Genomic DNA, 20518 nt, shown 5'->3' with positions numbered 1-20518 from the left:
AAAGAACAGAAAGGGATTGTGAAATTCCAAGAATAGAATAGTTTAGTTAAGTCTAGTTTAGTTTTTGTGTTGATAGCTCCCTCGTCGGCGGACGAACTAGGGAGCTATTTTTATATATTACAAGAATATTATTGCACAAAATATACATATTTTCCATAACTTTGCAGCGATAAAGTCTCACACAAATGGAATATAGCGTAGAAGAACTAAAAAATGCATTAATTGAGAGATGCGAAAAAGAGGGTATTCTATATGCAACGGTGGCAATGGATAGACGTACCAAAGAGATGATTCTTCCTGATACTTTAGAAGGAGCCCTGAAACATCCGGAATACTTTGTATGTACCTGCAAGAGAGTGAAAGATCAATATATAGTGGAGGAGATTACCAAAGTGTAATCCTCCTCCAATCTTTTATTCTTATTTTTCTTTTTTTATTCGCCCAATTCTCCCAGCAAATCGTAGGAAGGAGCAAAGAAAAGTGTTCCTGTTACAGCTGTGCTGAAGTCAAGCAAACGATCGGTATTCCCTACCGGATTGCCGATGAACATACTTTCCAACATCTGCCGGGTCGTACTGAACGTACTTGCATAACCGATGAAGTATGTGCCATATTCTCCCTTAGACGTATTGGCAAATGGCATGTTGGCACGCACAATTTTCAGGTCATCACCAATATTAGTGACGGCATTATGCGCATTTTGAGGTTTCTCCTCGTCAGACAGTTCGACATCGTTAAACTTACGACGACCGATCACTTTCTCCTGTTCTTCCACAGGCAGAGCGTTCCATGCAACCATATCGTGAATGTACTTCTGTACAAAAACATAACTTCCTCCTGCAAAATCAGCATCCTCCTCTCCTACCACCGCAAAATGATAAGGATTCTCATCAACTGCCGGATTCTCTGTTCCGTCTACAAAGCCGATAATAGCCTTGCCGTCCATATATCTGAAACCGTGAGTTTCATCGACAGGTTCAACTACGCCTTGGAGCTTCTCGTCAATGATGGAAGCAAACTCAAAACACAACCCCATCTGTTTTGCACGGATATGAAACAAGATGTCGCCCGGAGTAGAGACTGCCGTGTGCTTTCCGCCTTTGATCTCTTCAAAAGTGTTCAGTTCTTTCGGCTTTCCCTTTTCCGGGAAAAGACGGCTCCAGGCATCGGCGCCAAAGCCCATCGTGCAACTGAACATCAGTTCGGGGAAACGATTACGCATGCTGCGAATCATGGCCGAGAAATTAGCGCATACATCTTTTACTTTATCAAGAGTTTCGGGAGTATCTTTTAGAGTATAAACAATAAAAATGACATTTTCACCTTGTTTCCCGGCTACGTCCTGCGGGATATTACCTCCAAATGAATTTTGATAAGGATTCATATTTTTCTTTTTTCTGTTAGTTTCGTCAACGAAACAGTTCTAGTTCATCTTTTTATTACTATCGTCAATATATGCGGCAGCCGCTTTATCCACAAATAGCTCTACATTCTGCGCGTGATGAGCTATATAGGCTGCGGGACCAGTGTCTCCCGAATGACAGATTTCTTCTACTACGTCGACTTTATTTTTTCCGGTAATCAGGAAAATGACATAGCGGGCATTCTGAATGGGGTATCCCGTCATTGCGATGCGCTTCTGCCCGTTACGTGGATGGGCGCTGACTACATAAATAGAGTTTGAAGTCAGCAAATCTTCTTGTCCGGGAAAGATGGAAGACGTGTGTCCGTCGTCTCCGGCCCCCAACAGTACAATATCAAATTCGGGCCAGCCACGCTTTTGCGGCACTTGCTGCCGGACTAACTCCGAATAGCGAACCGCTTCTTTCGCAGGCTTCGCCTCTCCACGAATACGGAATACATTTTCATACAAAATAGGAGTCAAACCCAAAAGAAGGTTGCGCATCATTCCGTAATTACTGTCCGAATCATCGGGAGGCACACAACGTTCATCCACCCAATAAATCCGCATACGATCCCACGGGGTAATATCCATGTATTCATTCGCCCACAAATCGAACATCAGAGCAGGTGTGTTGCCACCGCTGACTGCGATATTGAACACTCTGTCCGGCTCTTCATTCATGATTTCCACCAAGCGGAGTATCAATGCTCGTGAAGTTTCAATAGATGAGGGAAAAACTGATAGTTTCATAATTCACAATATTGATCTGTATTCGTCAAATTCTTACAAGGATTCGTCCAGTCGGCCCCATGTTCATGCATCATCGCTTCGCTTTCCAAAGGTCCCCACGTACCTGCGGGATAACCGTAGAGAGGTGCGTCGGGGTTGTCTTTCCAATAACGGAGTACCGGATCGAAAAATTTCCATGAGGCTTCTACTGCGTCACTTCGAGTAAATAAAGTCGGATCACCCTGGATGCAGTCGTCTATCAGACGGGCATAAGCGTCGCCACTGGGTACGCCGCCCAACTGCGCGTAACTGAAATCCATCGTCACCTGACGCACTTCAAAACCTGCACCGGGGACTTTCATTCCGATTTTGAGCACTATTCCTTCATTCGGTTGCAAACGAAGAATCAATTTATTAGCCCGCGGACAGTTGCCACCGGCACAATGAAACATCTGATGAGGTGTCTCACGGAAATGAACGACGATTTCCGTTACTTTCGTCGGCATTTGTTTACCTGTACGAATGTAGAACGGAACGCCACTCCAGCGCCAGTTGCTAATGCCCAGTTTCATGGCAATATAAGTATCCGTGCGCGAATCGGGAGCCACTCCTTTTTCTTCACGGTAGCCTTTTTTATTGCCGGAGGCTGTATATTGTCCACGAACGATATGTTCGTTCAAATCCACTTCATTCAACGGGGTGAGAGATTCGTAGACCTTCACCACTTCGTTGCGGAAATTGTCCGCGTTGAAAACAGCGGGCGGTTCCATAGCCGTAAGGGCTACGAGCTGTATCAGGTGATTTTGCACCATATCCCGCAGTGCACCTGCCGTCTCATAGAATCCGCCACGTTGTTCGATACCCAGATTTTCTACGGCTGTGATTTCTACGTAGTCGATATAGTTACGGTTCCAGAGAGGTTCGAAGATACCGTTGGCAAAACGGAAAGCCAGTACATTCTGGGCTGTTTCCTTACCGAGAAAATGGTCGATACGGTAAATTTGATGCTCATTGAAAACAGAAGCATACGTTTTATTCAGTTCACGTGCCGATTCAAGATCATAACCGAAAGGTTTCTCGACGATGATACGTGAATGGGGAGTGTTGAGTCCGGCAGCTTTGAGGTATAAGGGCACTACTCCGTACAGTGACGGCGGAGTGGCTAGGTAGAACAGCAGGTTGTCCGGGTCTACCTCACCGGTCAAGTCGACCAGACGTTGGCGGAGTTGCGGGTAACCTTCTTCTTTTGCCGGGTCCATCGGTAGATAATAGAGATGGGAGACAAACGAAGCCATCAGAGCTGTGTCCTGTTCTTCGGACTTTACGAACTGTTGCAGTTCTTCTAAGATATAGGAACGGTAGTTATCGTCAGAGTAGACCGTACGCCCGATACCCAATATAGAATACTCTCCGGTCAACCGCTTTTCACGGTAGAGGGAGTAAAGGGCGGGCATCAGCTTACGCTTGGTCAGATCACCCGACGCACCGAAAATTATCATTGCAAATTTATCCATTTTTCAAGAGTTGTTTTAATTTCTGTTTTGAGGTGGTAAATGATAATTTTACGGAGTGCCCTGAAAGGGCTTAATTATATAGTAAAAGCGACAATCTGAATTTGCGCCCTGAAAGGGCATAATTGTATACAGTTCCGCCCTTTCAGGGCTTGTAGCTGGTGTGTTTTTTTCGTAGGGCGTTGCCCTACGCTATATAATTAGGCCCTTTCAGGGCACCCCAATAAATATATAATTGTAAGGCTTTCAGCCTAACTGCAAAATTCCCATTTAACCGCTAAATTCCCATTTATCATTTCAAATTCCCATTTATCATTTCAAAACTGTTTTCTATTTAAACATTATATGTACCCGATTTCGTATCTCCTCCGTGACCTGTCCAGTTCTCGTGGAAGAACTGTCCACGCAACTCGTCTTTGCGCTCGAAAGTGTGCGCACCGAAATAATCGCGTTGTGCCTGCACAAGATTGGCGGGCAGATCGGCAGATGTGAGCGAATAGAAATAGTTCAGCGCAGAAGAGAAAGCAGGAACAGGAAGTTCTTCTTTCATGGCTTCCGCCACCAAGTTCTTCCATCCGGGAAGCAATGTTTTCATTTCTTCTTTAAAATAAGGAGCCAACAACAAGTGTTTAGGCTTGTCGGTGGCTTCGAAGGCGGCAGCAATGTCGTTCAGGAATATACTGCGGATGATGCATCCTCCACGCCACATACGGGCAATGGAAGCCAGGTCGAGATGCCAGTCGAAAGCGTCGGAAGCACGTTGCAACACGGCGAATCCCTGGGCATAAGAGACGAGTTTGGAAGCATAAAGAGCAGAAAATATATTCTTTACGAGTTCCACCTTATTATATATAGGTTGTGTATGTTGACACTGATATTGTCTGGAAGCCTGATGACGCAAGTCTTTCTGCGCAGAAAGGCTTCGTTCGAATACCGCCGTAGCGATCAATCCCAACGGCATGCCGAGTTCCATAGCGTTGATAACCGACCATTTGCCGGTTCCTTTCTGTCCGGCCGCATCCAAGATTTTATCAATCAGATACCCTCCGGATTTGTCTTTATGCCGCAGGATGTTGGCGGTGATTTCGATCAGGTAGCTGCGTAGTTTGCCTTCGTTCCAACGGGCAAAGACATCAGCCATTTCCTCATTGGTCAGATCCAGTAACTTTTTCATCACCCAATAGGCTTCGGCAATCAACTGCATATCACCATATTCGATACCGTTGTGAATCATCTTCACAAAATGACCCGATCCGGCAGGACCTACCCATTGGCAACAGGGAGTGCCGTCCGGTGCTTTTGCCGCAATGCTTTGAAGAATCGGTTTCACTTCCGGCCATGCTTGCTCCGAACCGCCGGGCATGATAGAAGCTCCATTCAAGGCTCCTTCTTCACCGCCGGACACTCCGCTACCGACGAAGAGAAATCCTTTCGACTCCGCCAGTTTGACGCGGCGGTTGGTATCTTCGTAATTGGAGTTACCGCCATCAATAAGAATGTCTCCCGGTGAAAGCAACGGGAACAGCTGATCCATCAGTTCGTCAACCGGACTTCCGGCACGAACCATCATCATTATCTTACGGGGAATAGCTATCGAATCTACAAATGCTTTTATATCCGTGAATCCTTCGATGTTTTTACCTTTTGCACGACCATTCATAAAGCGATCTACCACTCCTTCCTCTACTCCGGGAACTGTACGGTTATAAACCGACACATGCCATCCCTTACTCTCCATGTTTAAAGCAAGATTCTCGCCCATCACAGCCAAGCCGATAAGTCCGATATCTGTTTTATTCTGATTTGCCATAACTTATATATTTTGAATATTCTTTATCTTAGTAACAGTTGAAATGCACATTTGTTCGCAATATTTTAGATTAAAATATTATTTTTGTGGTCTACAAATAAAATCAAGGATGAAGAAGATCAAAATCGGTTTGTTGGCACGCATCGTAATCGCCATCATTTTGGGTATTGCCATCGGCACTTTTTTCCCGGCTCCGCTAGTGCGAATATTCGTTACTTTCAACGGCATTTTCAGCGAGTTTCTCAATTTCTCTATCCCGCTGATTATCGTCGGACTGGTAACGGTGGCTATTGCCGACATCGGAAAAGGTGCAGGAAAAATGCTGCTCGTGACGGCTCTGATTGCTTATTTCGCCACCCTGTTTTCGGGATTCCTCTCCTACTTCACAGGAGTCACCGTATTTCCGTCACTCATCGAACCGGGAGCGCCGCTTGAAGAAGTGAGCGAAGCACAAGGAATCCTCCCCTACTTCTCCGTCTCCATCCCACCGCTGATGAACGTCATGACGGCCTTGGTATTGGCTTTCACCTTGGGCTTGGGACTGGCGTCACTGAACAGCGACGCATTAAAAAACGTGGCACGTGATTTTCAGGAAATTATCGTACGAATGATTAGCGCAGTCATTCTGCCTTTGCTGCCGCTTTATATCTTTGGCATATTCCTCAACATGACACATTCGGGACAAGTATATTCCATCCTGATGGTGTTTATTAAAATTATCGGAGTCATCTTTGCTCTTCATATCTTCCTGTTAGTTTTTCAGTATTCCATCGCGGCACTGTTTGTACATAAAAACCCGTTTAAATTACTTAGCAAAATGTTGCCGGCTTACTTCACGGCATTGGGCACACAGTCTTCGGCAGCCACCATCCCTGTAACGCTGGAACAGACCAAAAAGAACGGTGTATCTGCCGAAGTGGCCGGTTTCGTGATTCCGCTCTGCGCCACCATTCATCTGTCGGGCAGCACACTGAAAATCGTAGCCTGCGCACTGGCATTGATGATGATGCAGGGAATACCGTTCGACTTCCCCTTGTTTGCCGGATTTATCTTCATGCTGGGCATCACAATGATAGCCGCTCCGGGGGTTCCGGGCGGAGCTATCATGGCCTCTCTGGGAATTCTGCAATCCATGCTCGGCTTCGACGAATCGGCACAGGCTTTGATGATCGCGCTTTACATCGCAATGGACAGTTTCGGCACAGCCTGCAACGTGACGGGCGACGGAGCTATCGCTTTGATTATCGACAAAATAATGGGGAAAAACCGTGCTGAATGACTGTGCTGAAAAATAATTGGGTAGTAGCTTGGCTGGCTCACAAAAAATGCCGACATTTGCACCCACATTTTCAATTATATTAAATAATAGCGTATGAAAAAAGCCCTAATTTCAGGCATCACCGGGCAGGATGGTTCTTATCTTGCCGAATTTCTATTGCAAAAAGGTTACGAAGTACACGGTATACTCCGTCGTTCTTCTTCGTTCAATACAGGACGTATTGAACATTTGTATTTTGACGAGTGGGTGCGCGACATGAAACAGAAACGTACGATCAATCTGCATTATGGGGATATGACAGATTCTAGTTCGTTAATTCGTATTATTCAACAGGTGCAACCGGATGAAATCTACAATCTCGCTGCTCAAAGCCACGTGAAGGTTTCATTCGACGTTCCGGAATACACGGCCGAAGCGGATGCTATCGGTACGTTGCGTATGCTCGAAGCGGTACGCATCCTGGGACTGGAAAAGAAAACCCGCATCTATCAGGCTTCTACTTCCGAATTGTTCGGTAAGGTGCAGGAAGTTCCACAAAAAGAGACAACTCCATTCTATCCCCGTTCTCCGTATGGGGTAGCCAAACAATATGGTTTCTGGATTACTAAAAACTACCGCGAAAGCTATGGTATGTTTGCCGTAAACGGAATCTTGTTCAATCACGAGAGTGAACGCCGTGGCGAGACATTCGTTACCCGTAAAATTTCGCTTGCTGCCGCACGTATCGCACAGGGCGAACAGGACAAACTGTATCTGGGTAATCTGGATGCACGTCGCGACTGGGGATATGCCAAGGATTACATCGAATGTATGTGGCTGATCCTGCAACATGACGTTCCCGAAGATTTCGTAATTGCTACCGGAGAAATGCACACAGTACGCGAATTCGCAACGCTGGCATTCAAGGAAGCAGGCATCGAACTTCGTTGGGAAGGTGAAGGCGTGAATGAAAAAGGTATCGACGTAGCTACCGGAAAGTCTTTGGTAGAGGTTGATCCTAAATATTTCCGTCCGTCAGAGGTGGAACAACTGCTGGGTGACCCGACTAAAGCAAAAACATTGTTAGGATGGGATCCATGCAAAACATCATTCGAAGAACTGGTAAGTATCATGGTTCGCCACGATATGGAAAAAGTGAAGCGGATGATTGCTACCAAACATTAAATGAATTTCATTTCACCACAGATTAACACAGATTTCCACAGATTATAGATATAAAAAAATTCTGTGGAAATCTGTGTTAATCTGTGGTGAAAATAATAAAAGATAGAATGGAAAAGAATGCAAAGATATATATAGCAGGACACCGCGGACTTGTGGGATCTGCTATCTGGAAGAATTTGCAGGATAAAGGATACACCAATCTGATAGGCCGCACGCACAAAGAGCTTGACTTACTGGATGGAATGGCGGTCCGTAAATTCTTCGATGAAGAACAGCCGGAATATGTATTCCTTGCCGCTGCCTTTGTGGGTGGTATCATGGCGAACAGCATCTACCGTGCCGACTTTATATACAAGAATCTGCAGATTCAACAGAACATTATCGGAGAGAGTTTCCGTCACAACGTGAAAAAGTTGCTCTTCCTCGGTAGTACGTGTATTTATCCACGCGATGCCGAACAGCCGATGAAGGAAGATGTATTGCTTACTTCACCGTTGGAATATACCAACGAGCCGTATGCAATCGCCAAAATTGCCGGACTGAAAATGTGCGAGAGCTTCAACCTGCAATATGGAACGAACTACATCGCCGTGATGCCGACAAACCTTTACGGGCCGAATGATAATTTCGATTTGGAACGCAGCCATGTATTGCCTGCCATGATTCGCAAGATTCATTTGGCACACTGTCTGAAAGAAGGAAACTGGGAAGCTGTACGCAAGGATATGAACCTGCGTCCGGTGGAAGGTGTCAATGGCGACAGCTCGAAAGAGGACATTCTGGCTATTCTGAAAAAATACGGAATCAGCGAAACAGAGGTCACTCTCTGGGGTACGGGTACTCCTCTCCGCGAATTCCTCTGGAGCGAAGAAATGGCGGATGCCAGTGTCTTCGTTATGGAGCATGTGGACTTTAAAGATACCTATAAAGAAGGTAGCAAAGATATCCGCAACTGCCATATCAACATCGGAACCGGTAAGGAAATCACCATCCGCCAACTGGCCGAACGGATCGTTGAAACAGTAGGTTATCAAGGTAAACTGACCTTCGACAGCAGCAAACCGGACGGCACAATGCGCAAGCTAACCGATCCTTCAAAACTGCATGCACTGGGCTGGCACCACAAAATTGAAATCGAGGAAGGCGTACAAAGAATGTACGAATGGTACTTGAAATAAGAAATGAAGTTACTGTAAATATGCTATTAGCTGAATGTTTTTTTGCTAATAGCATATTTTTTTTAGCTATAATGATAATTAAATTAGCTATAATGATAATCAGTTTTGCTATAATGATAATCCAATTAGCTATAAGCATAATCTGTTGAGCTATGAGCATAATCTTTTTTTATACTACAAGTCAATCTATTTTATTATAAGTTAATCCCTTTTGTGATAAACCTTCATCCAACTAAGCATCATTTATCCAACCATAAACACCATTCATTCAATTATAAGCCTCATCCATTGTATTTATAACGTATCGCCACACAAATTCCCCCACTACTCTCTCCCCCATTTCCAAAAATTCTTCACTCTTAATTCTTCATTCTTAATATAATTGCTATATTTGCACAATTTAATACCAAATGTGCAAAAAACAATGGAACAAAGTTTTATAGCCTATATTGAGAATAGTATCAAGAATAATTGGGACCTGGATGCCCTGACCGATTATAAAGGTGCAACTTTACAGTATAAAGACGTAGCTCGTAAAATCGAGAAACTCCATATCATCTTTGAAGAAAGCGGAATCCGCAAAGGAGACAAGATTGCCGTTTGTGGAAGAAACAGCTCTCACTGGGGAGTTACTTTCCTTGCCACACTGACGTATGGAGCCGTTATTGTACCTATTCTCCATGAATTTAAAGCAGATAACGTGCATAATATCGTCAACCACTCCGAAGCTAAATTACTGCTTGTAGGAGATATGGTATGGGAAAACCTGAACGAGTCGGCAATGCCGCTACTGGAAGGTATCCTGATGATGAACGACTTCACCCTATTAGTGTCACGCAGCGAACGACTCACGTATGCACGCGAACATCTGAACGAAATGTTCGGCAAAAAATATCCGAAGAATTTCCGTAAAGAGCATGTCGCTTATCACAAAGACGAACCGGAAGAACTGGCAGTTATCAATTATACTTCGGGAACAACGAGTTATTCCAAAGGAGTAATGCTCCCCTACCGCAGTCTGTGGTCGAATACCAAATTTGCTTTTGAAGTGTTGGAACTGGAAGCCGGAGATAAAATCGTTTCCATGCTTCCTATGGCACACATGTACGGATTGGCTTTTGAATTCCTTTATGAGTTCTCCGTAGGTTGCCACATCTACTTCCTCACCCGTATGCCAAGCCCTAAGATTATCTTCCAGGCTTTTGAAGAAGTGAAACCCAGTCTGATTGTTGCCGTACCACTCATCATCGAAAAGATAATCAAGAAAAGCGTACTTCCGAAGTTGGAAACTCCGGCGATGAAGATATTGCTGAAAGTGCCTATTATCAATGACAAGATAAAGGCAACAGTGCGCGAAGAGATGATTAAGGCATTTGGCGGAAACTTCAAGGCAGTCATCGTAGGAGGTGCAGCGTTCAATCAGGAAGTGGAACAATTCCTGAAAATGATTGATTTCCCTTATACGGTTGGATATGGAATGACGGAATGTGGCCCGATTATCTGCTACGAAGATTGGAGAAAGTTCAAACCGGGTTCTTGCGGAAAGGCTGTGCCACGGATGGATGTACGGGTATTGTCATCTGATCCCGAAAATATCGTTGGTGAAATTGTATGTAAGGGCCCGAATGTGATGTTGGGCTATTACAAAAACGAAGAAGCCACTCAGGAAGTCATCGACAAGGACGGCTGGTTGCATACCGGCGACTTGGCTTTGATGGATGAAGAAGGTAATGTTACAATCAAAGGACGCAGCAAGAACCTGTTATTGAGCTCCAGCGGACAGAATATCTATCCGGAAGAAATTGAGGATAAGTTGAACAACCTGCCATACGTGGCTGAAAGCATTATCGTTCAGCAAAACGAGAAACTTGTCGGACTTGTTTATCCCGACTTTGACGATGCGTTCGCTCACGGCCTGAAGACTGAAGACATCGAACAAGTAATGGAAGAAAACCGCGTGACACTGAACACCATGCTACCGGCATACAGCCAGATATCCAAGATGAAAATCTATCCGGAAGAATTTGAAAAGACACCGAAGAAGAGCATCAAGCGTTATTTGTATCAGGAAGCAAAAGGCTGATAGATTGTCAGCTGCATAGAGAAAGATATAACTTAAACCGAAAAAGAGAAAGGAATGAAGATAAAGAAAACAATACTTACGGCAGCTATACTAATGGCTGCCGTTTCTTTACCGGCACAGAACAAGAGTGCAGGGATCAATATATCCATCTGGAAAGATATATGCACGCAACCGCATGACAGTACACAGACGACCTATGTAAACATCGGCCTCCTGTCTACCATGAACCGTCTGAACGGTGTGGGTATCAACGCATTGGGAAGCGTGGTTCATGGTGACATGAACGGAGTACAAATCACCGGATTAGCCAACTTGGCAGGGGGTACTATGCGGGGCGTTCAGCTGGCTGGTATCAGTAATATCAGCGGCGATAACACCGTAGGGCTTTCTGCTGCCGGATTGGTAAATATCACCGGCGACAAAGCACAGGGAGTAGTCATATCCGGGCTAACGAGCATCGGAGGAGACAACAACTCGGGGTTAATGATTAGTGGTTTCATGAATGTGACGGGCAATATGGCTTCGGGCTTACACTTTTCCGGAGTAGCAAATATCACCGGACAGAGCTTCGGTGGTCTGATGGCTTCGGGACTTTTAAATGTAGTAGGCGAACACATGAACGGTTTGCAGATAGCAGGAATTGCCAATATAACCGCATCAAAGCTGAATGGAATGCAAGTAGCATTATGCAACTACGCAACGAAAGCGCGCGGACTTCAAATTGGTCTTGTCAATTACTACAAAGAAGATATGAAAGGTCTCCAACTTGGTTTGGTGAATGCAAATCCTGACACAAAAGTGCAAATGATGGTATACGGTGGAAATGCAACGCCTGCCAATATCGGGGTACGATTCAAGAACCAGTTGTTTTATACAATATTGGGAGTGGGTTCCATGTATCAGGGATTGAATGATAAGTTTTCGGCGAGCGCATCCTATCGTGCCGGTCTGTCTTTCCCCCTTTACAAGGGGTTATCCATCAGCGGAGACCTCGGATATCAGCATATCGAGGCTTTTGACAACAAAGATGAGGTCATCCCGAAACGCCTGTACGCATTGCAGGCACGTGCAAATCTGGAATATCAATTTACCAAGAAGTTCGGCATCTTTGCAACAGGTGGATATGGGGTAACCAGATTCTATAATAAATCGAGCAATTACGATAAGGGAGCTATTATCGAAGCGGGTATTGTTCTTTTCTAAACTTATTCACCACAGAGGACGCAGAGGACACAGAGGTTTACTATTTTTTATTCACTATAGAGTAACACAGAGTCTCATGTATTTAGAATCGTATTTATCGCTCTGTTTTACTTGTAGAAAGAAAAAAACCTCTGTGTCCTCTGCGTCCTCTGTGGTGAATAAATTCAGAAACGTGCAACTTTGAGCATACTGATTACTAATTATACCTTTTCTTTTATCAGACCGGTACGATAAGCAACGAGCAATTTCTTCAAATCCTGTATTTGAGTCACCAGTTCTTTTCCTTTATCGGTATCTTTCACCATCATCCGTTGCGAATTGAATTCCAAGACAAAGTTGGTAGATTTGATATCAAGTCCCTCTTCTATGGCTTTCTGACGAGACTGGAACGGCTCGTGCTGCACAAGCTGCATACCATGAGAGTGATAAACAAGCGTATATCCCGCAATTCCCGTTTCCGGCTGATAAGCTTTTGAGAATCCGCCATCAATAACGAAAAGCTTGCCATTGGCTTTCATTGGCTGTTCTCCCTGAATTGTTTTCACAGGCACATGCCCGTTGATGATATGCGAGTGAGGGCCGGAAGCTCCAAACTCTGCCAAAATCTGATCGCAGACATCTTCCCGGTTACGCAATGTATAATAATAACCTTTCTTCTCTTTATGCAATTCTTTATCCTCTACGAAATAACGCTCAAAAGTCGCCATCTTATCCTTATCGAACAAGGGAGCTTCCGGACCACACCACATATACCAAATGTAATCCATAGCAAATTCCTTATCCTCCTCCCCTTCTTCATCGAAGTACGCAGTACGAATCAGTTGATCGGCTTTATCCAGCAATTTACGCCCCCAATATTCCTTACCACGTATTTTGACATGCTTAAAGCTGCCATCCTCATTCAGAGGGACAGAAGCGTGATAAAGAAGATTCGAATTTGACACCAGATACATTCCGCCGTATGTAAACAGGCAACGCATGTGTTTCTTCAGCTTTTCACTATTCATAAATGAATAATGAATCTTTTCTACCAATTCGCGTTCTTCTTCCGTCAACCGGTAAGGGTCGGCAGGATCTACGGTCGGGAAGTTGGTATCGCGCAAAGCATATTCTTTTCCTTCGTATACAAAAACGCCACGTTCAAAATCAATCTTTTCCAGCAGTTTGCGGTTCGTCATTCCAAACTCCGGACGACGATCGATGATTTCGGCCTCCAGCTTAAACTGGATAATGGTAATGGCTTTATGCATTTGAGTGATCAAGCGCAGAGTCTTCTCATTATAATGAGCGTCGGCAAAATTCATCTTCGGCATGAAGATGGTGCAAGGATCATCGGCATACGTATCCATTGCAAAAGTAGCCAATGGAAGCAGATTGATTCCGTATCCGTCTTCAAGCGTGCCCAGGTTGCCGTAGCGCATGGACATACGTATCACGTTGGCAATACAGCTGTCGTTACCGGAAGCTGCCCCCATCCAGAGAATATCATGATTTCCCCATTGAATATCGAAGTTATGGTAATTGCACAACGTATCCATGATGATATGCGCGCCAGGGCCACGGTCGTAAATATCGCCTACGATATGAAGAGAGTCAATAGTCAGACGCTGAATCAGATTGCACATAGCGATAATGAAATCGTCGGCACGCTTGGTAGTGATAATCGTGCTGATAATTACATTGATATAGGCATGCTTGTTCGGCTCGATGGACGATTCGTGCAATAATTCCTGAATAATATAAGAGAACTCGGCAGGCAGCGATTTACGAACCTTCGAACGGGTATATTTGGAAGATACATTCTGACAGACCTTCACCAGTTGGTTCAGGGTAATCAGATACCAATCATCCAAATCCTTTTCACGGGCTTTCACTAATTGAAGTTTCTCTTCGGGATAGTAAATCAACGTGCAGATTTCTTTCTTTTCAGCCTCGCGGAGAGTGTTGCCGAATATTTCATTTACTTTACGTTTTACCGCACCTGAAGCGTTTTTCAGTACGTGCTGAAAAGCCTCGTATTCTCCATGAATGTCAGTCAGGAAATGCTCTGTCCCTTTAGGTAGATTTAAGATAGCCTCCAGATTGATTATTTCCGTACTAGCATCGGCAATCGTAGGAAAACTTCGGGAAAGCAGTTGCAGGTAACGGAGATCACCCACAATGCTTTCAGGAGTTATGTTACTTTGAGCAGTCATTTTATTTACTATTTTACTATTTACAATTTACTAGTTACTAATTACGATCCAGCAATATACTATTCTCAATTTAACAAGAACATCAACAACACTTGGGCGATAATTACCCGCAGGAACATACATAGCGGATAAACAGTCGCATAGGCTACGGATGGGTTGTCGCCGGGGATTGTATCGTTTACATAGTTCAGTGCCATCGGATTTGCCATACTTCCGCACAACATACCGGATACAGAACCGAAATCGATCTTCATCATCTTGAAGGCCACGAATCCAACCAACACTGTTGGAATGATAGTCAATCCGGCTCCCAAACCAATCCATAATAAGCCTTCCGGACGGAATACGGTATCGAAAAAGTGAGCTCCGGCATCCAGTCCCAGACAAGCAAGGTACATGGAAAGTCCCAAAGCACGCAACATCAGGTTCGCACTACGGGTGGTATAGGTAATCATGTGTATCCGTGGTCCAAAAGTCCCCAGAAGGATACCGACAATGATCGGTCCACCCGCTAATCCCAACTTCACAGGAGTACTGACACCCGGAAAAGAGAAAGGAATAGCCCCCAGTGCCAAACCAAGCACGATACCGATAAATATAACAACCAGATTGGGTTCTTTCAGGCTTTTCACGGCATTTCCCAATACTTTCTCCACATTCTGGATAGCAGCAGCCTCGCCCACCACTGTCAGGCGGTCGCCCAACTGAAGTATCAATCCCGGAGTAGCAAGCAGTTGCACCCCCGACCGGTAAACACGGCTGATATTAATTCCGTAATGGTTTCTCAACCGGAGTGCACCGAGTTTCTTACCATTCAGTTCGGGACGGGTGACAACGATACGCTGCGAGATCAATTCGCTGTCAATCGCATTCCAGTCAATGTCCTCTTTATTCCAATCCGTATTTTCCTGTTCACCAAAAAGTACCGTCAGGGCCAAAGCGTCTTTTTCCGCAGTTATCACCAGCAGACGGTCGCCTTCTTTCAGAATTTTGTCTGAAGTCGGAATACTGACATGTCCGTCACGCCACAAACGGGATATGACAAACTTCGGGTAACTCATACGAGCTATATCCTTGATACTTTTATTGAAAATAGCAGGATTGTGTACTTGAAACGCTGCAATATAAGTTTTGTTCGCATCGTCTTTCTCTTTTATCTCCAAATCTTCTTTGCGAACCAATACTTTACGGATTAATAAAACGGCAAGGATTACGCCGACTACTCCCATCGGATAGGCCACCGCACATCCTAAAGCAGGCGTACTGCTGTTTATTCCCATCTGTTTCAGAGTTTGTTGCGCAGCTCCCAATGCCGGAGTGTTTGTCGTTGCTCCACAAAGGATGCCCACCATATCAGGAAGAGAGACACCCGTTGCATAACTAGCCACCACCGTCAACAACGTTCCCAGTAGAACTACTCCCAACGCCAACATATTCAGCGTTACCCCACCTTTACGGAAAGAGCTAAAAAAACCGGGACCGACTTGTAGCCCGAGGGAATAAACGAAAATGACCAGTCCGAAACTTTCTGCGTAGTTTAACATCTGCGGATCGACCGAAAGCCCGAGATGGCCGGCCAGGATACCCGCAAAAAAAACAAAAGTGACTCCCAGGGAAACTCCCCAGAAATGCACTCTTCCCAAGCCCAAACCAATGGCAGAAATCAGTGAAAGTACCACAACAGCCTGTAAGGCAGAATGTTCGATGAATAGACTATATAACCACTCCATGTATATAAAAACTAATAGGGCGCAAAGATAAAAACTATTTAGTCCGGTTCAAAACTTTTAAGCTTTCATTTCGCGCCCCAATTATACCCTGATTCATATATCCTGAAATCTTATTGATTACCCTTTTACACTGTTACCTGTTATTTTGTTTCTAATATCTGTTATATTTCTATCTTAACAATCTTATCCTTTCTCTTTTTACCCGCATCGTGTTATCCTTCCAAAGATGCTTTTTTACCTGTTTCTTCCTTACGCTTACCTATCTCTTTATCTTTTTCTAATTTCTTTATCTCTCCTAATTTCTTAACCTTTTCTTATTTCTTCCTGCTTCACGTTTCTTCCTGCTTTACGCTTCATCTTGTTTCACGTCTCATCTTTTCCCTTGAAACTCCACAAAGTTATTTCGTCCGTCCAGATAACCGCTCAATCTGTTTCCACCGATATATACATCATCCAGGTATGAAACATCATTCGGTCCGTATGACATACGAATGGAAGTCTGTGCATAATTTTCCCAACTCCAACGGAAATTATATTCATATTGATCGACTGTTCCATTAGGATATTCCACCCGTATATAGTCGATTCCGGTACGGTCTAAAAAGAAATCCAGTTCCTGACGGCAATAGTTACCGTCCATGTCGCGGTAGAAACTAACCCAGGTTCGGCTACATAAATCAGCCGAACGGTTATAGTACCCTGCACCATTATTATCATCATCATAGAAACTGTCTATTTCCACTTCGCAAGAGGTAAAACTTACCATCAATATAGCCATCAACGCCAAACCGAAGTATTTAAATGTGCTCGTTTTCATATTCCTTTATTTTTAATGGTTCTCTAATTATTATATATCATTTATCTTTCGATAGAACAAAAGTAGAGAATGAATTTTCCCCATGAAACTGAAAACTCCTACTTATCAGGAGGAAATTGCCTAAATCTAGGAGTAAATCCCTCCGGCGAAGTCTATTTCAAAGAATTCTTGTATCTTTGCCTCTTGCTAACAACACATGAAATTATCCGTCGCATGAAGTCTATCAAATCACATATCACCCAATTATTGAAGTCTCTCAATGAGGGAGTATTCGAAAAAGAGCATACCATCGCACTGTCTCTGCTATCCGCCATGGCAGGGGAAAGTATCTTTCTGCTGGGCCCTCCGGGAGTAGCTAAAAGTTTGGTAGCACGCAGGCTAAAACTGGCATTTAAAGGCGCAGATGCTTTTGAGTATCTGATGTCCCGCTTCAGTACACCGGACGAAATATTCGGCCCCGTCTCCATTTCAAAATTGAAGGATGAAGATACGTACGAACGCATCACAAAAGGATACCTGCCGACAGCATCAATTGTCTTTCTGGATGAAATATGGAAGGCCGGCCCTGCTATCCAAAATTCCCTTTTGACGGTAATCAATGAAAAGATATACCGCAACGGACAATTTACGGTGCGTGTACCCCTGAAAGCATTAATTGCCGCTTCCAACGAACTGCCGGCAAAAGGTGAAGGACTGGAAGCCTTATACGACCGTTTCCTGATCCGTCAGTTTGTCGGATGTATCGAACAGGAATATGCGTTCGATCAGATGATTTCTTCTACGCGGGAAATAGAACCTGAAATCCCTGAAAAGCTCCAGGTGAACGATGAATTATACAACCAGATACAAGCTGAAAGCGAAAAAGTAGGTATTCACTATACCATCTTCGAGCTGATTCACAATATCAAACGAGAAATTGAACAATACAACACAGGACGGGATGAAAACACCCCTCCTATCTATGTATCCGACCGCCGCTGGAAGAAAATAGTAGGTCTGCTCCGCACATCAGCCTATCTGAATGAATCTCCGGGAATTCATTTCTCCGACTGCCTATTGATGAGCGCCTGCCTATGGGATGAAATTTCGCAGCTCCCCATTATCGAAGAGATTGTAGAACAGTCGATAGCACGAGGCATCAATACCTATCTGTTAGGAGAAAAACGGCTGGAACAAAAACTGGACACACTGAAAGAAAACATGAAGTCCGAACACAGCCTGCGTGAACTTAGCGATCCGGGAATTCAGGTAGTAGACACCTTCTATCATCGCATAGAAGGTTATCACATTACCGGAAATCTACTCATTTTTGCTTCCGATTACCAGTCTTTGAAGAAGGACAGCAACCGGCTATTTTATATCCAACAAGATAAATTCCGTCCGGTCAACAAAATCCTGAAAACCTACGATTTTGTAAAGAACAGAAATATCGCGCAAAAGAATATCTATTCCCTCCGAAAAGGAAGACGGTCTGTTTTCGTCAACAATCAGGAATATCCGTTACTATGTTATGACAATTGTGATCCTTTGCCTGCACAACAGGATGGCAACACTCCGTTCGAATTTACATTGCAGGAAGTGATCGACTTGCTGCATCAAATGGAAGTGGAATATAAAACAATCTCCGAGCGGGAAACAGCATATACAAAAGAGCATCTCTTCTTAAGCTCATCGCAAAAAAGCAAGATCAAACGAATTTTAGGAGAGACTGCACATATCATAGAGAATTACCGGAACGAACTCCGCATCATCGCTCATGCCCATGAACAAGAGAACAGAGAGTATTAGGCTCAAACACCTGCAAGACATTTATTACGAAAAATTGCAGGGAATAGCCTACGATGTGTATGACGAACAACTGCACAACCTGATTATCCGTCCCGAAGAACTGGATGCGGATATTCACCGGTATTTTCGTCACACGCAACCCTCCCTGCAAGATTTCTACTCCCACTACGCGTCGCAATGGGAATACTTTCATGAAATGGATGAAGCATCCGACACCAAGTTTCTCCAATTCCTGAAAAACAGCGCCTACCCGTTCTCAATGAAATATCACCTGGTAGACCTCAACGTAAAATACTACCTCCAGCGTTTTGACGCAATCAGCCCGCGCTCTAAAGAATGGAAAGCCTTGCGAACTCTCTTCTTCGACAAATGGCACACACTGCTCTCGAACAACGAGTTCAACTATCAGATGGAACATATCGAGCGGCTTTGTGATGATTTTTACCGTCTTCAGCTATCACTTGCCAAAAATCTTCCGGTACGTGGCGGCTCACGCCTCGTCTGGTTACTCCGCAACCATAAACAGATAGCAGAACAGATTTTAGAATACGAAGAAACGATCAAACGAAATCCCGTTATCCGTGAACTGGTAGAAATCTTGGGCAAGAAACACCAAAGCAGCCGGAAACGTTTCAAAATGACTGCCGGTATTCATCGGGAACAAATTATATCTCATGCCACCCGAAGTGATATTGCAGGTATTTGCGAAGGAAACGACTTAAACAGCCTTCTTCCATTGGAATATTGTTATCTGGCCGAAAAAAGCCTGCAACCCATTTTCTTTGAGCGTTTCATTGAGAAGAGATTGCAAGTCATCGACTATCAATCACATGAAAAGCAAACCATCAACGACAAGAAAACAATAGGGAACGAAGTTTCCGAAGAAGCCGAAGGCCCTTTCATTGTTTGTCTGGACACTTCCGGTTCCATGGCAGGCGAACGGGAAAGAATCGCGAAATCCACCCTACTTGCCATTGCCGAACTGACGGAAGTGCAACATCGGAAATGTTACGTCATCCTGTTTTCCGATGATATCGAGTGCATTGAAATCACAGATTTAGGCGGCAGTTTCGATCGCCTGGTCGATTTCTTATGCCAATCCTTTCATGGCGGAACTGATATGAAACCTGTTATCACGCATGCTTTGCGGAAGATCAGCGAAGAAGGATATATGGAAGCGGACATTATCACCGTATCGGACTTTGAGATGCGTCCTGTCGATCAACTACTATCCCGAACCATCGAACACGCAAAAGCGAAACAGACAAAAATGTACGCTATTTCTTTAGGTGGCAAGAGTGCCGAGACCAGCTATCTGAAATTATGTGATAAATATTGGGAATATAGCATTCAAAACGCCGAAAGTCTTAATAAAAATAGAATTGAGGAATCAAATATTTAATCAATGTTATAAAACATCTCTTTTTTCTTGTTTTATTTGCAAAGTTGACAGAAGTCCGTATATTTGTACTGTGTTTTTCATAGTATTAGATTTAAGGTTAACAAAAAGATTGGCTGTCTGGGATAGATAGCCTTTTTTTATGTCCTTTTCTTACGTCAAATATACCGTCACTATGGCTCACCCGATAATCATTGGGGGTATGCATAAATCTTAGCCAGTCTAAA

Annotated in this window: 15 protein-coding genes; 8 read left to right on the top strand and 7 right to left on the bottom strand. The window is 44.1% G+C overall.

The window, feature by feature from the left end; all coding sequences use genetic code 11:
- Window positions 1-185 precede the first annotated feature (185 nt).
- The gene (locus DW862_RS20650; RefSeq protein WP_087323879.1) at window positions 186-398 is read left to right on the top strand and encodes a hypothetical protein; all 213 of its coding nucleotides are present in this window, start codon (window positions 186-188) and stop codon (window positions 396-398) included.
- 35 nt (window positions 399-433) lie between these two features.
- On the opposite strand, the gene DW862_RS20645 is transcribed toward DW862_RS20650, so the two are convergent.
- The 4 genes from DW862_RS20645 to gnd form a co-directional block, all read right to left on the bottom strand.
- Complete coding sequence (locus DW862_RS20645; RefSeq protein ID WP_087318372.1) at window positions 434-1384, bottom strand: Dyp-type peroxidase; 951 nt, start codon at window positions 1382-1384, stop codon at window positions 434-436.
- A gap of 39 nt (window positions 1385-1423) precedes the next feature.
- Window positions 1424-2155, bottom strand: a complete 732-nt coding sequence (pgl, locus tag DW862_RS20640) for a 6-phosphogluconolactonase (RefSeq protein WP_162612979.1) — start codon at window positions 2153-2155, stop codon at window positions 1424-1426.
- Window positions 2152-3648, bottom strand: coding sequence for a glucose-6-phosphate dehydrogenase (gene zwf, locus DW862_RS20635; protein WP_004314090.1), 1497 nt, complete (start codon window positions 3646-3648; stop codon window positions 2152-2154). Before zwf ends, pgl begins: the two co-directional genes overlap by 4 nt.
- Before the next feature lie 331 nt (window positions 3649-3979).
- Window positions 3980-5455 (bottom strand): decarboxylating NADP(+)-dependent phosphogluconate dehydrogenase, encoded by a 1476-nt coding sequence (gnd, locus tag DW862_RS20630; RefSeq protein WP_008022076.1) that lies wholly within the window; start codon window positions 5453-5455, stop codon window positions 3980-3982.
- Window positions 5456-5564: 109 nt separating this feature from the next.
- Here gnd and DW862_RS20625 point away from each other — a divergent pair, with 109 nt between their 5' ends.
- The 5 genes from DW862_RS20625 to DW862_RS20605 all read left to right on the top strand — a co-directional run bounded on the left by DW862_RS20625 (window position 5565) and on the right by DW862_RS20605 (window position 12362).
- Window positions 5565-6734, top strand: a complete 1170-nt coding sequence (locus DW862_RS20625) for a dicarboxylate/amino acid:cation symporter (RefSeq protein WP_008022075.1) — start codon at window positions 5565-5567, stop codon at window positions 6732-6734.
- Between the two features lie 93 nt (window positions 6735-6827).
- The gene (gmd, locus tag DW862_RS20620) at window positions 6828-7898 is read left to right on the top strand and encodes a GDP-mannose 4,6-dehydratase (RefSeq protein WP_004316341.1); all 1071 of its coding nucleotides are present in this window, start codon (window positions 6828-6830) and stop codon (window positions 7896-7898) included.
- Between the two features lie 107 nt (window positions 7899-8005).
- Entirely contained in the window at window positions 8006-9076 is a 1071-nt protein-coding gene (locus DW862_RS20615; RefSeq protein WP_087323906.1) for a GDP-L-fucose synthase, read from the top strand.
- A gap of 424 nt (window positions 9077-9500) precedes the next feature.
- Entirely contained in the window at window positions 9501-11159 is a 1659-nt protein-coding gene (locus DW862_RS20610; RefSeq protein WP_008022073.1) for an AMP-binding protein, read from the top strand.
- Window positions 11160-11213: 54 nt separating this feature from the next.
- Complete coding sequence (locus tag DW862_RS20605; protein ID WP_120070163.1) at window positions 11214-12362, top strand: LA_2272 family surface repeat-containing protein; 1149 nt, start codon at window positions 11214-11216, stop codon at window positions 12360-12362.
- Window positions 12363-12562: 200 nt separating this feature from the next.
- On the opposite strand, the gene DW862_RS20600 is transcribed toward DW862_RS20605, so the two are convergent.
- From DW862_RS20600 to DW862_RS20590, 3 genes are all read right to left on the bottom strand, one after another.
- Entirely contained in the window at window positions 12563-14557 is a 1995-nt protein-coding gene (locus DW862_RS20600; RefSeq protein ID WP_008775961.1) for a fructose-bisphosphatase class III, read from the bottom strand.
- A gap of 65 nt (window positions 14558-14622) precedes the next feature.
- Window positions 14623-16287: a putative transporter gene (locus tag DW862_RS20595; RefSeq protein ID WP_008022070.1), complete on the bottom strand. Its 1665-nt coding sequence runs from the start codon at window positions 16285-16287 to the stop codon at window positions 14623-14625.
- A gap of 370 nt (window positions 16288-16657) precedes the next feature.
- Window positions 16658-17104 (bottom strand): hypothetical protein, encoded by a 447-nt coding sequence (locus DW862_RS20590; RefSeq protein WP_008644218.1) that lies wholly within the window; start codon window positions 17102-17104, stop codon window positions 16658-16660.
- 213 nt (window positions 17105-17317) lie between these two features.
- Here DW862_RS20590 and DW862_RS20585 point away from each other — a divergent pair, with 213 nt between their 5' ends.
- Together DW862_RS20585 and DW862_RS20580 are read left to right on the top strand one after the other, a co-directional pair.
- Window positions 17318-18892 carry an AAA family ATPase gene (locus DW862_RS20585; RefSeq protein WP_120070193.1) on the top strand — a complete coding sequence of 525 codons (1575 nt, stop codon included), beginning with the start codon at window positions 17318-17320 and terminating at the stop codon, window positions 18890-18892.
- Complete coding sequence (locus tag DW862_RS20580; protein ID WP_207895174.1) at window positions 18867-20294, top strand: hypothetical protein; 1428 nt, start codon at window positions 18867-18869, stop codon at window positions 20292-20294. The genes DW862_RS20585 and DW862_RS20580 overlap by 26 nt, the downstream gene beginning before the upstream one ends.
- Window positions 20295-20518 lie beyond the last annotated feature (224 nt).

This window comes from Bacteroides sp. AM37-9 (assembly GCF_003603455.1).
Lineage (GTDB): Bacteria > Bacteroidota > Bacteroidia > Bacteroidales > Bacteroidaceae > Bacteroides > Bacteroides xylanisolvens.
This window is presented reverse-complemented; position numbering and strand designations above follow the sequence as displayed.